Origin of the sequence: Synechococcus sp. CCY9202, from assembly GCF_034931685.1 — a bacterium.
In the GTDB taxonomy this organism is placed as follows: domain Bacteria; phylum Cyanobacteriota; class Cyanobacteriia; order PCC-6307; family Cyanobiaceae; genus CBW1002.
Genome location: NZ_JAYGID010000039.1, coordinates 43,702 through 60,829 on the forward strand (window position 1 = coordinate 43,702; position 17,128 = coordinate 60,829).

Genomic DNA, 17,128 nt, shown 5'->3' on the forward strand with positions numbered 1-17,128 from the left:
GTTGGTACGACCGGGAGCATTGGGCCGCCGCGGCCTGTCTCGTTGCGTGCAGGCTCCTTGCGGGCAGCATCCTTACGGCCTCGCTCACCGCTGCCAGCTCCGCCACCACGACGCCCCTTGCCACCGCGGTTGCCACGCTGGTTCACCGGCCCGATCACCTCGATCTGCTCCACATGCAACTCCTGGCCGCGCCGGCGCCCATCCAGGGCCACGAAGTGCCGCAGATGCTGCAGGGGGACATCACCCTTGAGCTGGACCTTGAACGGGGTAGGGCGGCTGCCGTCCGGCTTGGGCAACACCCGAACCTTGACCACCAGATCGTTGGATTCGGGCTTGGTGAAGATCAGTTCACCGCGGATCGAGAAGTAGTCATCCCCCTCCGGCAGGCTGTCGGACAGAGGCTCATCAGCGGAGTGGGCCTCGCTGTCCAGGGTGCTCGGCTCCCACACCCCCACCAGTTGCAGGTGCAGGGTGCCTTCATCACGGGTGCGCGGGTAAACCACCCAGAGGTGGGGTTCGGCCAGATCGAGGTGGCGCCGCATCAGCGTCAGCAGCCGTCCGAGTACCACGGCCTCGAGTTCGCCACCATCATCGGTGAGCAGCCGGCCGCGGGTGAGCTGTTCAGGATCTTCCGGTTGGTAGACGCCTCGCACCACACCGATGGCCCGGTACTGCAAGGGCTCGGTGACCGGGGAAATGGGGTGTTGGCGCATCAGGGTTCGGGTGGGGGCCGGCCCGTGAGGGCCACCCGGTGCGGGTCAATGTAGCCAGCCAGTCCTGGCCCAGCCCGTTCCGGGCCAGGGCAGACTCGGAGTCGCTGCCACCAACGCGACGATGTCAAGCCGCAGCCAGGTTCTGCGCCCTAAGAGACTGCTGAAAAACCCCTTCAAGGGCCATTCAGCCCGGGAACGCCTGACTCCGAGCCCAGTGTTCACGGGCGCTGCGCCCAGAGGTCAGACTCAAGTCATGGCGACCTCGGGACTTTTTCAGCAGGCTCCTAAAGGCCTGCTGGTGCTGCTGCTGGCCGTTCTGGCCGTGGCCGGAGGCTGGAGCATGGGGACGTGGCAGGCCAGGCGGCAGGGTGACGATCAGCCCCGCGATGCCTTGCTGCAGCAACTCAGCACCCTGGAGAATCGCCATGCCAAGGGGCAGTCCAGCGAAGCGGACCAGCAGCGGCTGCTGGAGCTGCTGGTCGCTCTGGATCGCCGGCCCGAGGCAATCGCCCTGCTCGAACCCATGGCCGATCGCCAGCCGGAGCGCTGGAGCCTGAGGCTGCTGCTGGCGGAACTGCGCCGCAACCAGAACGATCGGCCCGGCGCCGAGCGGGAGGTGCGTCAACTGCTGAACCTCAAGCCTGATCGAATCGAAGCCCTGCAGCTGATGACCCTGCTGCAGCTTGAGCAGGGTCGGGGCGATCAGGCCCAGGCCCAGCTGCAGGCCACCCTCGAACGCCTCAGCAAGCCCCAGGTGCGCCCCGAGGCGATGGGGGTGGGGCTGCTGCTGGCCGATCTGCTGCAGAAGCGAGGGCAGCCAGGCCAGGCCAGGGCCATCTATCTGCGGCTTGGAGCTGCCTTCCCCAGGGATGTGAGGCCCCTGCTGGCCCAGGCCCTGCTGCTGCAGGAAAAGGGTGAGACCAAGGGGGCCCAGGAGCTGCTCGCCCAGGCCCGACAGCTGCAGCCAGAGTCGGTGGACCGGCGCCTCGACAAGGTTGCAGCCGCCTGGGGCCTGGCGCCCCTCAGGGGCTCGTCACCATCTGGCTCGCCCCAGAAGTCGGCGGACGCTGCTGAGCGTCAAAGTCCCTGAGGGCCTGATCCACCGCGTCTCCGGGCGGTGTGGCGTTGTCCATGGCCGTGCCCTTGCGGATCTTGTTCATCAGATCCAATGGGTTCGTGGTGTCGAGGATCGAATCGCCCCGGCCGCTGCCCGGGCCGTAATCGAGCAGATCCTTCTCCTGTCTGCTCATGCCGTAGGGCTGGTTCCAGCTCTGCTGCTGAGACTGGGCCAGGGCCGGGATGGACGGCGCCAGACTGAACAGCAGAGTGAGCAGGGCCAACCCGTTGCGGCAGACCGGAAGCCCAAGCCGGTTCAGGGAGGCCGGCGCAGCCGTGGTCCGATCTGGGAACGACCCGGCGATCCGTCGTGGGATCAGTTGGGTGCACATCGCCACGCTCCTCTCATGGCAGTTCATGTTAACGGCGATCTGCTAGTCCTCCGGTGGTCTTCGCTGTCGGCTCCCGATGCGCATCGCCACCTGGAACGTCAATTCGGTGCGCACCCGGCTGGACCAGGTGCTGGCCTGGCTGGAACAGGAGCGGCCTGAGGTGTTGTGCCTGCAGGAAACCAAGGTGGCCGACGATCTCTTCCCGCTGGCGGCCTTCGAAGAGCTTGGCTATGCCGTGGCGATCAGCGGGCAGAAGGCCTACAACGGCGTCGCCATCCTCAGCACCCTGCCGATCGAGGACGTTCAGGTGGGCTTCACCGCCCTGCTCCCCGACGATCCCGAAGCACGGGCCCTGAGTGAGCAGAAGCGGATGATCAGCGCCTGGATCGATGGCGTGCGGATCCTCAACCTCTACGTCCCCAACGGCTCTGCGCTCAAGTCGGAGAAGTACCCCTACAAACTCGCCTGGCTCAGCTGCCTGCAGCGGTATCTGGACGTGCTGGCGCAGCAGGGGGAGCCCCTCTGCATTGTGGGCGACTTCAACATCGGACTGGAAGACCGCGACCTCCACGATCCGGGTCGACTCACGGGCGGCATCATGGCCAGTGAGCCGGAACGCCAGGCCCTGCGCCGGGTGCTTGCCGAGAGGTTGGTGGATGCCTTTCGGCTGTTCGAACACGAGGCCGGCCACTGGAGCTGGTGGGACTACCGCAGCGGCGGCTGGGAGCGGGACCGGGGCTGGCGCATCGACCACATCTACCTGGACGAAGAGCTGCAAGCCCGCGCCACCGGTTGCGTAATCCACAAACAGCTTCGCGGGAACGTGCAACCCAGCGACCATGCACCCGTGGTGGTGAACCTCGCCTGGCCACCAGATGAGCAAGGGGATGACGACTCAGCTGCGGAATGACGGCTGATCTCAAGACCCTGCACTGCCGATCAGACCCTGAAGGGCTTGCTGCACGGCAGCCGTGAGTTCCTGCACGGCCTGGCGCCGGTCGCGGTGGTAGCTCTCCAGCCGCCCATCCAGGGACAAGGCGTCTCCCACCCTGACGGTCACACGCCGGGGCCCGAAGGAAGGCCGTCGAGGCAGAGGCTGGTCCTCAATCCAGGCGATCGCGTCCTCGAGGATCGTGACGACCTCCGCGAAGCGATCGAAGCAGGGCCGCTCCGCCACGTAGGCGCCACTGACACTGGCGAAGTACTCCACCAGGCGCATGTGCCCCATGCGGAGATCCGCTTCACGGGCTTCCCAGTCCGCCAGGCTGCGCTCCACCGGCAGGAGAGCGGTGAGATCGTCGCGGTAGATCCGCTCCCAGCCGGCCTGCTCGATCCGGCGACACCGTTCCTGCAGGGTGCCTCGAGGTGGCAGGCCGAACAGTGATTCGGCCACCGCCAGGGCCCGCTGACGCAGGGCCTCGATCCTCTCGGCCAGATGATCGGCCGGGGAGGAGGCGGGATCGCTGCCTTGCAACGATGCCGGCGGGACTGCCGGCAGATCATGGCGGCGGGCGTAGAGGCCTTCAAGCACCGCCAGCAACCGTTCCCCCAACCTCTGCAGGCGGTCGTAGCGAACCTCCGCATCCCCACTGCCGGACCCATCCGGCTCCAGCCCCAGATGCTGCATCAGCCGAGCCAGGCGCCGATCCAGAGACTCCCAGTTGGCCTCGACCCAGTGGTAGGCAATGGCCACGGGCACGATCTGCACCGCTTCGGACCGATGCCTGGCCGCCAGATCTCCAGCACACCAGAAGGCCAGCTGGGCCAGACCCGATTCCAGGGGCGCCATCTGGCCGGAGAGGTTGTTGTTGGCCCCCTCGGGAGCGACGGCGAGCGGGTGCGGCCCATCCAGCAGCACCGCCCTGGCTGCAGCCAGGGCAGGGCGATCGACCCGCCCCCGCCGGATCGGGATTCCTCCCAGAAGAGACAACAGCCAGCCCACCCCGGCACCCGCCCAGAGCGGAATGCCGCGGTCGTAGAGGAACTGGCTGTGCACAGGGGCCTGCAGCGACAGCCCCAGTCGCCGGGCGGCTGCCGGAACCGCCTGCCACAGCAGGTGGGCCATCACCAGGGGATCGGTGGTGCTGGGATGGCGAAAACCGATCAACAGGCGACAGCGACCGTTCTGCTGGGCCTCGATCAGGTGGGCCAGCGCCTCCACACCCTCGATGCGGCAATGCTGCAGACCACGACCGCGCAGCAGCAGCGGTAGCAGCAGCCCCAGGGCACGACGCAAGCGGGGGCTCTGACGCGGCGGCAGAAACCGAAGGGGCGGCTGAGCCGCCCGGATCGAGGAGCGGGGCATGGCGGAGACCGCGGCTGAACGCCAGCCTCGGGCAGGATTGGGTCCCGCACCGTGCTGGTGGCTCATGGATCCAGCCATAAGAGTTTGCTGAAAAAGCCCCGACGCCGTCATGCCTTGAGCCTGACCTTCGGGCGCAGCGCCCGTGAACACTGGGCTCGAAGTCAGGCATTCCTGGGCTGAATGGCCCTTGACGGGGTTTTTCAGCAAACTCATAAGGTGCAGAGCACTTCAGCCACCTCCTCTGATTTCCCCCTTCCCCCTCTCCGAAGACGCGACGGCGCCAAGGCTCCACAAGGCCCCCACCGGGATCGACGGTGTTGATGCCATCACCCGGGGCGGCCTGCCGCGGGGTCGTCCCACCCTGGTGACCGGAGGGGCCGGATCCGGCAAGACCCTCTTCGCCATGGAGTTCCTGGTGAAGGGTGCACGCGACTACGGCGAAGCAGGCGTGATGCTCAGCTTTGAGGAATCGCGTCAGAACATCCTCGAGAACATGGCCTCGCTGGGATTCGGCCTGCCTGCTCTGATTGAGGCCGGCCAGATCCTGATCGAACCCTGCCTGATCCAGCCCTCGGAGATGGTGCAAGCCGGGAGCTTCGATCTCGACGGCCTCTTCCTGAGGCTGGAGCGGGCCGTGGAGCGGATCGGGGCTCAGCGGGTAGCGATTGACACGATCGAACTGCTGGTGGGGGCGTTCGGCGATGATTTCACCGTGCGCAGTGAGCTCGACCGATTGTTCAGTTGGCTCAAGGAGCGTCAGCTCACCACGGTGCTCACCGGGGAGCGGGGCCGGGGCGATTCCCTGACCCGCTTTGGCCTGGAAGAGTATGTGTCCGATTGCGTGGTGGTGCTGGATCACCGTGTCGCGAATCAGATCTCCACCCGCCGTTTGCGCGTAATGAAATATCGGGGCTCGGAACATGGCACGAACGAATACCCATTCCTGATCACGGAACGTGGCTTTCTTGTGCTGCCGATCACCTCCCTGGGACTGGAATATGAGGCCAGCAATGAGCTGGTTTCCAGCGGTGTAGCGCGCCTCGATCACATGCTGGGCGGAGGTATTTACCGTGGCAGCACCGTGCTGATCAGCGGCAGTGCCGGCACCGGCAAGACCACCCTGGCGAATTATTTCCTTGATGCCGCCTGCCGGCGTGGCGAGCGGGCGCTGTTGATGTCGTTTGAGGAATCCCCTGCACAGCTGATCCGCAACATGCGCTCAGTCGGGGTCGATCTACAGCCGTGGATCACCGCGGGCCTGCTCAGAATTGCCTGCCATCGTCCCACCAGTTTCGGCCTTGAAGAGCATCTCGGTCGATTGGAGCAGCAACTGGTGGATCACCAGCCCACTGTGGCCGTGATCGATGCCATGGCCAGTGTTGCCCATGTGGGCGCCAACGATGAGGTGGCCGCCATGGTGACCCGGGAGATCGACCTGCTCAAGAGCCGCCAGATCACCTTCATGTTCACCACCCTGATCCAACCCGGTATGGAGGCCTCGAGTGCCATCGGGGTCTCCTCCCTTACCGATACCTGGCTGGAACTGCGCAACGTGGAGCACGATGGCGAACGCAACCGGCTGCTCTATGTGATCAAGAGCCGGGGCATGGCCCATTCCAATCAGGTGCGGGAGTTCCTGCTCACCGATCAGGGCCCGGAGCTGCTGGATGTGGAGGTGGGACCCCTGGGGGTGATCACCGGCTCAGGCCGCCAGATTGAGCAGGCGCGCCGCGCCGCAACCATCGCCAGCCGCGACGCTGATATCGAGCGACGCCGACGAACCCTGTCCAGCCGTCGGGCAGCGGTGGAGGCCCAGATCCTCGCCCTGCAGACAGAGATTGAATCGGAGACAGCTGATTTTGAAGCCGAACTGCGAGATGAGCAGCAACGGGAGAGTGCGTTGCAAGCCAACAATGCTTCGGTGGTGCAGAAGCGGGAGGAGAGGGCATGACAGAGACAGTGCAACGTCATTGGCAACTGACCCTGTATGTGAAGCGAGGTTCACTCCGCTCGAGCCAGGCGATCACCACGATCCGACGCATCTGCACAACAGACCTCGCCGGCCGCGTGGAGCTCAGGGTCGTGGATATCGAGCTTCACCCAGAAGCACTCGAGCAGGATCACATCCTGGCGATTCCCACCCTCGTGAAACGCCTGCCAAAGCCACTGCGCCGGATCGTCGGTGATCTCACCAAGGAAGATGTGGTGCGGGCCGCACTCGACATCACACCCATCGAGAACTTGCTGAGCGAAGAAGACGACTTCCTGAACCAGGCGATCGAATGAGTTCAGGCTCAGATCAGTTCCGGATGCAGCGGATCCCCCTTGAAGGGTCCGATCAGATCCGGTGTGATCCAGCCGCCATAGAAGCCGCCGGGCTGGGGTTGCACGAGCTGACCCTCCACCCAGCACCCATCCATGAGAGCGGGATAGAGGGCGAACCAGCCAGCCAAGGCAGCAAACGCTGCCGTGGGGTTGGCGTAGCACCAGACTGCCCGCTCGAGCCGCGCATCAGAAGCCACCAGATCGAAATAGCGAGCCACCCCCTTCCATTCACAGAAGCTGGAGCCAGGGGCAGGCTGCAGCATCGCGTGATTGACGGCCTCGGGAGGCAGGTAATAGGTGGGTGGATGGAAGGTCTCAAGCACCCGCAGGCTGAGGTGCGTCTCAGCCAGCACCATGCCCAGAGCCTCCACGCGGATGTGCCTCTGACATGGCTCTAGCCGAGGTGGACGAGGGTAGGCGTCAACCCGCTCCATCCAGGCTCACTCAGGTCACGATCAGGGCGATGCCGAGCACGGAAACCATCACGGCAATGGCTCCGACTGCCCAATAGGCATGCATCTGGGCATCGGCGCCGGTTTCGCCGGCCACCATGGCCACCTCATCGGCGTAGAGGTTGTCATGGTTTTCCATGTCATGGGTGTGCATGGCGTTCCCCGTGCGGATATCTGGAACCTAATCAGCCGATTCCGGGTTGTCCACGGACCGCCACATCCCCAGCCAGTACCCGGAAAAGGCGCGCTGTTGGATCCAGGCCAGGTTGCATCCGAGAGAGAAAGAAAAACCACAACGCGTTGGTTTTCCACAAAACGCAGCAGCTTTCCCCAGAAAACGGACTGTTTTCCACAGTTCAGACCGAACATGGGTTGGCTGATCGACTGGCTAGCGCAGGGCCTGTGGAAAACATGAGCCACCGCAACAGTGCACAGAGCAACACCCCCGACCCTCAGCTGTCGGCCATCACTCCGATCGCCTGGCGCAGCGAAACGAGACCGAACGCCAGAAACAGGCCCCCGCTGAGCCGATAGAGCAGTCGCTCCTGAATGCGCTGGCCGATCCACTTGCCGGCCAGGATCGCCAGGGCCGTGACAAGGGCATGGCCCAGCAGAGTGCCGGCCACCAGGCCCACCAAGGTGAAGGCCGGAGCGGCGGCCAGCAGGATGGTGGCAATCTGGGTCCGATCTCCGAGTTCGGCCAGAAACACCAGGCTGAAGGCTTCCCAGATCACACCTCCGGGCTTATCGGCCTCCCCTCGCCCCTCCGCCTGCTGCACGAGAGCGGCCGCTTCCTCCTCCTCGTCCGATCCATCATCTGCCGGCAGGCGTTGCGCATCCAGCAGGAGCTTGGCGCCGAAGCCCAGAAAGAGCAGGGCAGCCAACCAGGGCATCAACGCAGCCGGCAGCAGTTCGCGCAAGCCGTAGCCCACGCCTAGCGACAGAAGCGTCACAGCACTGAGCGCGGCAAAAGCACCGAGGAACACAGTGCGACCGCTGTGACGCGCCGCCAGCAGCAGGGCGACAAAAAAGGTCTTATCCCCGACTTCTGCCAGGGTGATCGCCGTCAACCCCGATCCAAAAGCCGCCAGGCCGGGATCGCTGAAGAAAGGGGTGCTCATGGCGCCATCTTCCCCCATGGCAATCGATAGGATCGGCTCATGCAAACCCCCGATTCCCCTTCCATCCCGGAGCCTCGTCGTCAGTCCCTGGTGGATTCGTTGCGGCAGCGTTATCAGGCGGCCCTGCAGCATGGCGATGACGCCACCCGGCAGGATCTGTTCCGCGAAGCGGCCTATCTTGGAATTCTGCCGGAACACTTCCAGGACCCCAGCCCTTCCTAGGATTTATCTGGTCGAACACGTCGCTGACCTGCTGCCTCCAGACTGCGATGGAACTCACGTCGCAGACACCGCTGCGGACGCTGCGGCGTCCAGTTGTCGCAGGCTGCGAGCCAGCTCTTCGCGCAGCTCCAGGAAGCGCGGCGTGACGCGCAGATGGGCGAGATCCCTGCGGTCCAGATCAGCCTCCACCGTCTGAACAAGCCGTCCGGGTCGGGGCGCCATGATGTGAACCCGCTGGGCCAGCAGCAGGGCCTCTTCCAGATCGTGAGTGATCAGGAGAGCCGTCAGGCCGGTGCGCCGCCAGAGATCGTGCAGGAACTCCTGCATCGACTCACGAATCTGCAGGTCCAGGGCACCGAACGGTTCATCCAGCAGGAGCACCTTGGGGTCTGCCGCCAGGGCCCTGGCAATAGCAACACGCTGCTGCATGCCCCCCGAAAGTTCGCGCGGCAGCCTGCGGGCCGCATCGGCCAGTCCCACCACCTCCAGAAAATATGCGGTGCGCTCCTTGACTTCCGAGGCCGGCAGCCCCTGTAACCGCATGCCGAAAGCCACATTGGCAGCGGCACTCATCCAGGGATAGAGGCTGTACTTCTGGAACACCATGCCGCGGTCGTGACCGGGCCCCCGCACCGGCTGCCCATCCACAAGAATCCTGCCGGTGCTGGCAGGCTCGAGACCTGCCACCAGCCGCATCATGGTGGATTTTCCTGAGCCTGAGCTGCCCACCAGGGCCACGAATTCACCGGAATGAAGATCAAAAGAGATGTTGTCCAGCACAAGCTTGGCGGCTGATCCGTGACCGAACCACTTGCTGACGCCGCAGACCGAGAGATGCATGGGGAAAGAGACGATGCAGCGAAAGGTTCAGTTCGCCCAGGCACAGGAGCGTTTCATGACAAAGCGAAAGCCGAGATCGATTGCAAGACCGATCAGGCCGATGACAATGAGACCAACGAAGATCTCATCCGTTCGCAGAAAGCGCTGGGCCAGGCTAATGCGTTTTCCAAGGCCTTCGTTCGCCGCAACCAATTCGGCCACGATCACGAGGTTCCAGGCTGCCGCCATATTGATGCGATAAGCATCGAGAACCTGAGGTGCAATGCAGGGCGTCACCACCTTCAGAAGGATCTGACTGGATCTTCCCCCCAGGGTGCGCGCCGTTTCAATTAGCTCGATTGGAACGAACTTCACAGCATCCATGATCATCAGGGTATTGAAGAACAGGGTGCCAATAAAGATCAACAGGATTTTGGGTAACTCACCCAGGCCGAAGTAGATAATCAGCAACGGAATGAAGGCCGGCGCCGGCATGTATCGGATCAGTCCCAGCAATGGCTCCAGCAACTGGCAGATCACCCGGCTGCTGCCCATGGCGATCCCCAGGGGCAGGGCCACGATTGCCGAAAGTGCAAATCCGCCGATCACCCGCCCAATACTGGCCATGGCATCGTTGAACAGGATGCCCTCGCGAGCCTGAGCGGAACCAGCCGCCCACACCGCAGCAGGGCTTGGCAGAAACAAGGGATCCACCACGCCGCTGGAAGCGATCAGATACCAAGCCAGCAGAACCACCAGGAGACCGGAGACTCCGAGAAGCCAGGGTTGATCAAGGGCCCGTTGGATGCGGCGCAGTGGGGTGCTCATCGCGTCAGCGGCGGTTGGGGGAGAGGACGTCAGGGAGTGGCGTCGACAAACCTGGAGTCGAGCAGTCCGTCGAGCTTGGGAGGCGTCTTGGCCAAGCCCACCTCCTGGAGGAAGAGGCTGATCTGGTCTGCCGCGAAGGGAAGAGAGGCCATCGTGTTGCCGGGCTTGAAGGCCTCCCGGTTCTGCTCCAGGGTGAGAATCGTGGTTCCGGCGTCGTAGGCCTTGTACTCCTCTTCGCTCACACCGGCACGCTTGGCCAGAATCGCCAGCGTGGGTCCGGGTTCCGCCTTCATCGTGGCAAGCGTGGCAAACCAGGCATCGACGATTTTCTGGACCTTCTCAGGATTTTTTGCCACGAACTCCGTGCGGCAGACCAGATGGTCGCTGATGGCGCCAGGGAAGTCCTTGGAGGAGAACAGGGTGGTGCTGCCCTCACGCTTGAGGGCCTGGGTCGTGAAAGGAGCAAAGACACCGACCGCGTCCACCTGGCCGGCGACAAAGGCTGCGGCGGCGGCACCGGTTTCCAGAGGAACAAAGGTGATGTCGCTGGAGGAAAGGCCCGCCTTCTTGAGGCCGAGAAGCAGCAGATAGTGATCGACGGTGCCCTCCTCCGCGGCTACCTTCCTGCCCTTGAGATCGGCCACGCTGGTGATGCCTGGAGCCACGATGATCTGATCGTTGCCCGTTGAGTTGTCGTTGGTGAGCACCACCTGCAGATCGGCGCCACCAGCGATCGAACTGATCGTGTCACCGAGCGTCTGGCTGTTGCAATCGAGCTGGCCGGCATTCAGCGCGTTGATCGAGTCGAGATACCCGTCGAACCACTGCAGCGTCACGGGCACACCGGCGGCGGTGAACAACCCCTTCTCCTCCGTCACCTGCCAGGGAATCCAACCCGGCCAAGCGCTGAAGCCGATCCGAACAGGCACCTCGGTACCGGTGGGCTTCTGGCAAGCCGCCAGCAGGCCGCTGCCAAGCGCAGCCATCAGGATCAAGGACAGACTAAGGAGGCGCCCCCTGCGGGCACCGCGACCAGCAGAGCTGTGGGGGCGAAGTGGGAAACGAAGACGCATGGGGGATCAAATAATCAGGGAACAGGTGACCAGGAGTGGGGTGACGTCAGGAGCTGGCCGGCTCGATCGTCTGGAGATTGACAGGGACGGTGATGTCACAAGTCATTGGGTTCAGCCGGTGTGATGGAAACGTGGAGGAGTGCTCAGAAGAACTCGAGATAGCGCTGCCGTTCCCACTCGGAAATGGAACCGTGATAATCGGCCCATTCCTGACGTTTGTAGGTCACAAAGGCGTCGAACATGGCATCACCGAATACAGAGCGGCATAATGGATCGGCTGCAAAAGAATCAATCGCTTCCTCCAAGGTCCTTGGCAGCAGGGTCAGGCCTCGACGCTGCCGTTCTTCTGGGCTGAGGGTGTAGGCGTTGTCGAGGTTGGGTGGGCCAGGATCGAGCTGCTTTCGGATTCCCTCCAGCCCTGCCGCCAGCATCAGTGCCGATCCCAGATAGGGATTGCAGGAGATATCTGCAGCGCGGCATTCCAGCCGCGATCCCGCCGATGGAATCCGCAGCATATTGGTGCGATTGTTGTTGCCATAGCTGATGAACACCGGCGCCCAGGTGAAGCCCGACATGCTCCCCTGCATCACCAACCGCTTGTAGCTGTTCACAGTGGGGGCGATCACCGCACAGATCGCAGGCGCATGGCGCAGTACGCCGGCGATGAACTGACGGGCCAGCTGGCTGATGCCACCATCCTCACCAGCCTCAGGCGCGAACAGATTGCTGCCGCTGTTCAGATCCGCCAGCGACATATTGTAGTGGGCGCCGCTACCGGTTCGGTTCGCGAACGGCTTCGGCATGAAGCTGGCGATCAGGCCATGGCGCTGGGCGATCTCCTTGGCCATCAGGCGAAAGAAGATCAGCCGATCCGCCATGGTGAGCACATCGGCATAGGCGAAATCCACCTCGAACTGGCCATTGCCATCTTCGTGATCGAAGGAGTACACGCTCCAGCCGAGGCTGTTCATGGCCTGCACCAGCTCATCGAGCCAGTCGAGGTTGTCGAGCAGGCCGATCAGGTCGTAGCAGGGTTTATCGAGGGTGTCTCGGTGGCTGGCAGGTTCCAGGGTGCCGTCCGCACTGCGGCGCAGCACAAAGAACTCCGTTTCAATGCCCAGCTGAAAGCGAAACCCCATCGCCGCAGCCTGCTGACGCACGCGGCCCAGGATCGAACGGCTGCAGGCCTCGAAGGGCTGACCATGCAGATGCAGATCACTGGCCAGCCAGGCCACATCAGGCCGCCAGGGCAACACCGTGGTGCTGGCAGGATCAGGAATGGCAGCCACTTCATCGTCGGTGACGTCCTGAGGCACACCATCCAGGGCGGCTCCGGTGAACAGCTCCGATCCCGCCAGCATGTCGGGGAGATGGTCGATCGGCACCGCCTTGGCCTTGCCGATCCCGTGCAGATCCACGAAGCTCGCCAGGGCGTAGCGAACCCCACGCCGCTGCAGGTGGTCCCGCAGGGCGGCAGGATCGCTGGGAAGCGAGCCAGGGGTGACCTGGGGCTGGGTCAATGACGACACCATCAAGCCCCCACGAGTGCGGCGGCACTGGCCTGATCGGACCGCACCCTGGGAGAGAGGGTTGTGGATGAGGTTGTGGCATCGCGTTGCCGTTGCAGCCAGTCGTGCCAGGCAGCGAAGCCGATGCCACTGATGGCCGAGAGCTGGAAGACGTCCGCGCGGGGATTGACCTGATGGATATGGGCTTCGATCCGCTCCACGTCCACAGGCAGATAGGGCAACAGATCCACCTTGGTGATCAACACACAATCCGCTTCGCGGAACATCACCGGATACTTGAGCGGTTTGTCATCGCCTTCGGTGACACTGAGCAGGGCCACCTTGCGGTGCTCGCCCACCTCGAATTCAGCCGGGCAGACCAGATTGCCCACGTTCTCCACCCAGAGCAGATCCAGATCAGCCGGGTCAAGGCGCTGACGCAGCAGCGTTAAACCTCCACTCACCATCGCCGCATCCAGATGGCAGGCGCGGCCGGTGGTGATCGGCACCACAGGCACACCCACCGCCTCCAGTCGCTCAGCGTCGAGCTGGGTGGTCATGTCACCCTCCAGCACGGCCATCTGCCAGCGGCTGGCCAGATCGGCGAGGCTGCGCTCCAGCAAGGCGGTCTTGCCGGCACCGGGGCTGCTCATCACGTTGAGGCACAGCAGATTCCAGGCGTCAAAATGGGCGCGGTTGTGCTCCGCCTGTTGCTGATTGGCAGCCAACAGGTTGAGTCCAAGGCTGTCCTCAAGGGGCATGTGCATGGGGGTCAGCAAGAATGAAGAACGGGATCGATCAGTGGTCGCCCTGGAAACCGGGAGTTCAGGTTCACCGGGGAGTGCTCACCGGGGAGAGGGCTCCGAGCCGAGCGACAAAAGGCTGGAGCGGAGGATTTCTGCAGACGGCGGGCTCGGACTGAGGCTTCAGGCCACAGGGCAGGGCTCCGGCACGATCGCTTCGGCCTGTTGCCGAGGGCTTGACAGCAGGCTTGGGCTGGCCGTGCCGTCAGGAGCTGATTGGGCTGGATGAGCCGCATCAGGGAAGCCGTAATCGATGGAGCGGATCTTCAGTTCCCGACCACTGAGGATCTCCTCCATCGGGTGGTTGCAGCAGGGGGACTGGTAGGCCTGCTGCGGATTCGGGCTGTAGGTGGCCTGGCAGACCACACAGCGTGCCTGCAGGGGAATGCGCTCGATCCGTAACTCTGAGCCCGCCAACCACGTCGTCTGAACCGCCGCGGCATAGGTGAACCTCAGGGCATCCGGCTCGACGCAGGTGAAATCACCCACCTGAAGATGCACCACCTCCACCACAGGAACGCGGGGAGCGTGCTGAAGCTTCCACTCCTGCAGCGAGAGCAACAGGCACTTGGTCATATCGACTTCATGCATGGCTCACCTCCAGGCCTGATCCACATGCATGTTGCAGTCCGGGGAGATCCAGGTTGGCTTCTCGCGGCGTGGCAACTGACCACTCACCACCAGGTGAGCCATGGTGTCGCAGATCACCCGGGTGGCCATCAGGGAGGTCATGTCGCTGATGTCATAGGGAGGGGAGACTTCAACGATTTCAAGGCCGCAGACCGGCACATTGCGCACGATCAGTTCGAGCAGTTTCAGGGCCTCGCGCGGCAGCAAGCCACCGGGCTCCGGCCAGCCTGTGCCGGGCACGAAGCCGGCATCGATGCAATCAATGTCGAAGGAGATGTAGACACAGTCCGTGCCGTCAGTGGCCCGCTCGATCGCAAACTTGGCCGCCGCCTCGAGCCCCATCTCGGTGATGTCGGTGACGGTGAGCACATTGGTGCCGCGCTCACGGCAGACCTTCACGCCTTCCCGAGGCACCTGCCAGCCACCGATACCGAGCTGCACCAGGTTCTTGGCCGGGGCATTGGCCATGTTGGTGGCATGAAACCAGGGGCAGGTATGCATCCGCTCATCCAGATCGATCTCCTGCGTATCGACATGGCGATCGAAATGGATGATGCCCACTTTCTTGTCGCCCAGATGGCGGCAGACACCACGCACGGTCGGGAAGCCGATTGAATGGTCGCCACCGAGGATGATCGGGAAGGCGCCACTGGCAAAGACGTGGGCAACGCCCTTGGAGATCTGATCGAAGCTTTTCTCGTTGTTGGCGGGAATGGTGAAGATGTCACCCACGTCGCAGAGCTTGATCGACTCGCGCAGATCCACCCCCATTTCGTAGTTGTAGGGGGTGTAGAGGGCCGAGATGCGGCGGATGCCCTGCGGACCGAAGCGGGTTCCGGGGCGGTAGGTGGTGCCCGAGTCGTGCGGCACTCCCACGATCGCCACATCGAACTCACCTACCCGGTGCACGTCCTCCAGGTAAGGAGCCTTCATGAAGGTATTGATGCCCGCAAAATGGGGCAGCTCACCGCGCGAGAAGGTGGAGATGCGCCGATCGACGATGCTCTCGGCCGCCTCAAGACCCCAGGCGTGGGCCTGATCCACTTCCATCTGCCAGCCCGTCAGCGGCAGGGCCGCTTCCTTCTCTAGAGCCTGGCGCCCTTGCATGCCCAAAGATGGATTGCCGCCGGAGCTCCGGTCAAAGGCAGCGCTGGCGCCACTGGAATCAGTCATGGCACGGGAGTGATTGGGCGTTGCGGTCTCCCGGGCTTTTCTCCCTCCGTGCCGCCGCCGGTGGCGTTCTCCCAGGGGACAACAGCACCAGCGGTGAACCCCTCTCGGACCAGTCATCCCTGAAAAGGGATCGGAACCCTAGGGGCATCTTCCGCAGATTCATCGTGACCGAGGTCGTCGACCGGCAAGGTTCGTTTCGCTACCGAGTGGTGTCGATCGTCAAGGATCACGAAGGCTGTGAAATCGGGGTTTTCCCCTGTTCTGGGCAGTTTTCCCCCATTTTCCGGGGTTTTTCCACAGGTTTCCGCGTGAGACGCAGCCATTGATGGCCGATCCGTAGGCGACTTGGGGGAAAGGCCCCACCCCTTGACCGCTGGCCCCTCGGAGCTCCCCATTCGCAGGTCTGGCCAACCGGTGAGGGGCCAGGCGGAAGGTCCCTCTCCATACCGGAGTGCAACGGATGCAAAAAACCCCCAGGACCGGATGGAGGGCCCTGGGGTTGTTGGTCGGAGTCACCGGCTGAAGCGGTGGATCCATCCTGTCATCAGCGGCAACGCTGCGGAATCAGAACCACTCCATAGCAGCCATGTCCTTGGGATTGGTGTGCTCCTCGGGGGTGTTGCGCTCGAACTGCAGGGTGATGTGGCGGCGCTGCTCGCCATCGGCTGCCACGGCTTCGATCGCGTACAGCTGCTGGCCATCGCGGAAGGGAACCTGGAGGCGGAAGGTGCCATCTGCCGAGAGGGGCACCGTTTCGCCTCCAATGCTGAGCGTCGCGGCCGGGTCGGTGGCGCCATAGACGATCAGTTCGGCGTCAGCCACCAGCCAGAAGCTGCGCTGACGCGCCATCACCCCACCCACGCCAGAGGCCTGCCGGCCGCTAGCCCAGGGTCCGGCACCGGAATCGGTTAGGCCAGCGCGACCAGCCCCATGGAGATCATCGGTGCTGTCCTGAAAGATTTCCGATCCCACACGACGCACCTGGCGCATGGACTGCTGATAGAACCGCTCATGCTGGCCCGTTGGTGCTGCCGGCATGGTCGGCTCAACACTCGCATCGGCCATTGGCAGAACCCCGAGCTCGAAGGGGACAAAAGCATCGGCCACCTCCATGCTGGGTTCCGCGGCAGGCATCCGTGCCACTGAGGAGAAGGCCAACGAGAGCCAGCCACCAGCGGAGAGACGGGCGCCAAGCTCGACGCGGTAATCACGATCCGGCATCGGCACCGGCAGGAACCACTCGCTGCTCCTGGACTCGACCACCACTTCCTGAAGGGCATGGGGATGGGCGGTGCCGCCGGAGAGACCTGTCACATCAGCCACGCGCAGGCAGAGACTGGTGGCGCCTGAGGCGGCCATCCGTTCGCGATCCTCCTGGGAGATGGTCCAGAAGCAATAGGCCCAGGAGGGATCGCGTGGCAAGAACACCACCTGCGTCTGCATCGCCTCCACAGACACCGGAACCACCGGTTCAGGACTGACGCCATCGGTGGGTTCAGAGATGGAGACAGGCATCGGGGCGGCAGACCCAGCCTCTGGACTGCTTTCGCCGTAGGGAATCTGGGTTCGCTTACCAATCGCCTGAACCAAGCCCTCTTTGGTGGCAAGGCTGTAGCGAGGCAACCCCAGGCTGCTGGCGAGTTGACGAAGCTGTCGAATCGTGAGGTTGGAGAGATTGGCTACGGCTTTACCCAGGGACTCCATCGGC

General features: G+C 63.6%; 18 protein-coding genes, 1 pseudogene and 1 riboswitch. Of the genes and pseudogenes, 5 read left to right on the plus strand and 14 right to left on the minus strand.

What is annotated here, in order from left to right; all coding sequences use genetic code 11:
• Positions 1-89: 89 nt before the first annotated feature.
• Positions 90-713 (minus strand): annotated as a pseudogene (locus tag VB777_RS05880) (hypothetical protein); the annotation flags it as partial.
• Between the two features lie 253 nt (positions 714-966).
• Here VB777_RS05880 and VB777_RS05885 point away from each other — a divergent pair.
• Positions 967-1,803, plus strand: coding sequence for a tetratricopeptide repeat protein (locus tag VB777_RS05885; RefSeq protein WP_323247665.1), 837 nt, complete (start codon positions 967-969; stop codon positions 1,801-1,803).
• Here VB777_RS05885 and VB777_RS05890 read toward each other — a convergent pair.
• Positions 1,736-2,161, minus strand: a complete 426-nt coding sequence (locus tag VB777_RS05890) for a hypothetical protein (protein WP_323247667.1) — start codon at positions 2,159-2,161, stop codon at positions 1,736-1,738. The genes VB777_RS05885 and VB777_RS05890 overlap by 68 nt on opposite strands.
• Before the next feature lie 76 nt (positions 2,162-2,237).
• On the opposite strand from VB777_RS05890, the gene xth reads away from it, so the two are divergent.
• The gene (gene xth, locus VB777_RS05895) at positions 2,238-3,071 is read left to right on the plus strand and encodes an exodeoxyribonuclease III (RefSeq protein ID WP_197156329.1); all 834 of its coding nucleotides are present in this window, start codon (positions 2,238-2,240) and stop codon (positions 3,069-3,071) included.
• 9 nt (positions 3,072-3,080) lie between these two features.
• Here xth and VB777_RS05900 read toward each other — a convergent pair whose 3' ends face one another.
• Positions 3,081-4,466 carry a 1-acyl-sn-glycerol-3-phosphate acyltransferase gene (locus VB777_RS05900; protein ID WP_322758602.1) on the minus strand — a complete coding sequence of 462 codons (1,386 nt, stop codon included), beginning with the start codon at positions 4,464-4,466 and terminating at the stop codon, positions 3,081-3,083.
• 142 nt (positions 4,467-4,608) lie between these two features.
• Here VB777_RS05900 and kaiC point away from each other — a divergent pair, with 142 nt between their 5' ends.
• Both kaiC and VB777_RS05910 read left to right on the plus strand, forming a co-directional pair.
• A complete protein-coding gene (gene kaiC / locus VB777_RS05905; protein ID WP_323247669.1) occupies positions 4,609-6,417 on the plus strand; it encodes a circadian clock protein KaiC in 1,809 nt (602 codons plus the stop codon).
• Positions 6,414-6,752 (plus strand): circadian clock KaiB family protein, encoded by a 339-nt coding sequence (locus tag VB777_RS05910; RefSeq protein ID WP_197156335.1) that lies wholly within the window; start codon positions 6,414-6,416, stop codon positions 6,750-6,752. The genes kaiC and VB777_RS05910 overlap by 4 nt, the downstream gene beginning before the upstream one ends.
• Before the next feature lie 8 nt (positions 6,753-6,760).
• Here VB777_RS05910 and VB777_RS05915 read toward each other — a convergent pair whose 3' ends face one another.
• From VB777_RS05915 to VB777_RS05925, 3 genes are all read right to left on the minus strand, one after another.
• Entirely contained in the window at positions 6,761-7,225 is a 465-nt protein-coding gene (locus VB777_RS05915; RefSeq protein WP_197156337.1) for a DUF427 domain-containing protein, read from the minus strand.
• Between the two features lie 10 nt (positions 7,226-7,235).
• Complete coding sequence (locus VB777_RS05920; protein ID WP_323247672.1) at positions 7,236-7,382, minus strand: hypothetical protein; 147 nt, start codon at positions 7,380-7,382, stop codon at positions 7,236-7,238.
• 313 nt (positions 7,383-7,695) lie between these two features.
• Positions 7,696-8,364, minus strand: coding sequence for a TMEM165/GDT1 family protein (locus VB777_RS05925; RefSeq protein WP_197156341.1), 669 nt, complete (start codon positions 8,362-8,364; stop codon positions 7,696-7,698).
• Between the two features lie 39 nt (positions 8,365-8,403).
• Here VB777_RS05925 and VB777_RS05930 point away from each other — a divergent pair, with 39 nt between their 5' ends.
• Positions 8,404-8,586, plus strand: a complete 183-nt coding sequence (locus VB777_RS05930) for a hypothetical protein (protein WP_197156343.1) — start codon at positions 8,404-8,406, stop codon at positions 8,584-8,586.
• A gap of 54 nt (positions 8,587-8,640) precedes the next feature.
• On the opposite strand, the gene VB777_RS05935 is transcribed toward VB777_RS05930, so the two are convergent.
• From VB777_RS05935 to VB777_RS05970, 8 genes are all read right to left on the minus strand, one after another.
• Complete coding sequence (locus tag VB777_RS05935; RefSeq protein ID WP_197156345.1) at positions 8,641-9,426, minus strand: ABC transporter ATP-binding protein; 786 nt, start codon at positions 9,424-9,426, stop codon at positions 8,641-8,643.
• Positions 9,427-9,453: 27 nt separating this feature from the next.
• Positions 9,454-10,233 (minus strand): ABC transporter permease, encoded by a 780-nt coding sequence (locus VB777_RS05940; RefSeq protein ID WP_197156346.1) that lies wholly within the window; start codon positions 10,231-10,233, stop codon positions 9,454-9,456.
• A gap of 29 nt (positions 10,234-10,262) precedes the next feature.
• Positions 10,263-11,219: an ABC transporter substrate-binding protein gene (locus tag VB777_RS05945; protein ID WP_322758600.1), complete on the minus strand. Its 957-nt coding sequence runs from the start codon at positions 11,217-11,219 to the stop codon at positions 10,263-10,265.
• A gap of 230 nt (positions 11,220-11,449) precedes the next feature.
• Positions 11,450-12,838 (minus strand): type III glutamate--ammonia ligase, encoded by a 1,389-nt coding sequence (gene glnT / locus VB777_RS05950; protein WP_323247674.1) that lies wholly within the window; start codon positions 12,836-12,838, stop codon positions 11,450-11,452.
• Entirely contained in the window at positions 12,838-13,581 is a 744-nt protein-coding gene (gene hypB / locus VB777_RS05955) for a hydrogenase nickel incorporation protein HypB (protein WP_323247676.1), read from the minus strand. Before hypB ends, glnT begins: the two co-directional genes overlap by 1 nt.
• A gap of 159 nt (positions 13,582-13,740) precedes the next feature.
• Entirely contained in the window at positions 13,741-14,208 is a 468-nt protein-coding gene (locus tag VB777_RS05960; protein ID WP_323247678.1) for a hydrogenase maturation nickel metallochaperone HypA, read from the minus strand.
• Between the two features lie 3 nt (positions 14,209-14,211).
• Positions 14,212-15,354, minus strand: a complete 1,143-nt coding sequence (gene speB, locus VB777_RS05965; RefSeq protein WP_231598335.1) for an agmatinase — start codon at positions 15,352-15,354, stop codon at positions 14,212-14,214.
• Positions 15,355-15,445: 91 nt separating this feature from the next.
• Positions 15,446-15,573: riboswitch (guanidine-I (ykkC/yxkD leader) on the minus strand.
• Between the two features lie 411 nt (positions 15,574-15,984).
• Complete coding sequence (locus VB777_RS05970) at positions 15,985-17,124, minus strand: DUF4912 domain-containing protein (RefSeq protein ID WP_416238313.1); 1,140 nt, start codon at positions 17,122-17,124, stop codon at positions 15,985-15,987.
• Positions 17,125-17,128 lie beyond the last annotated feature (4 nt).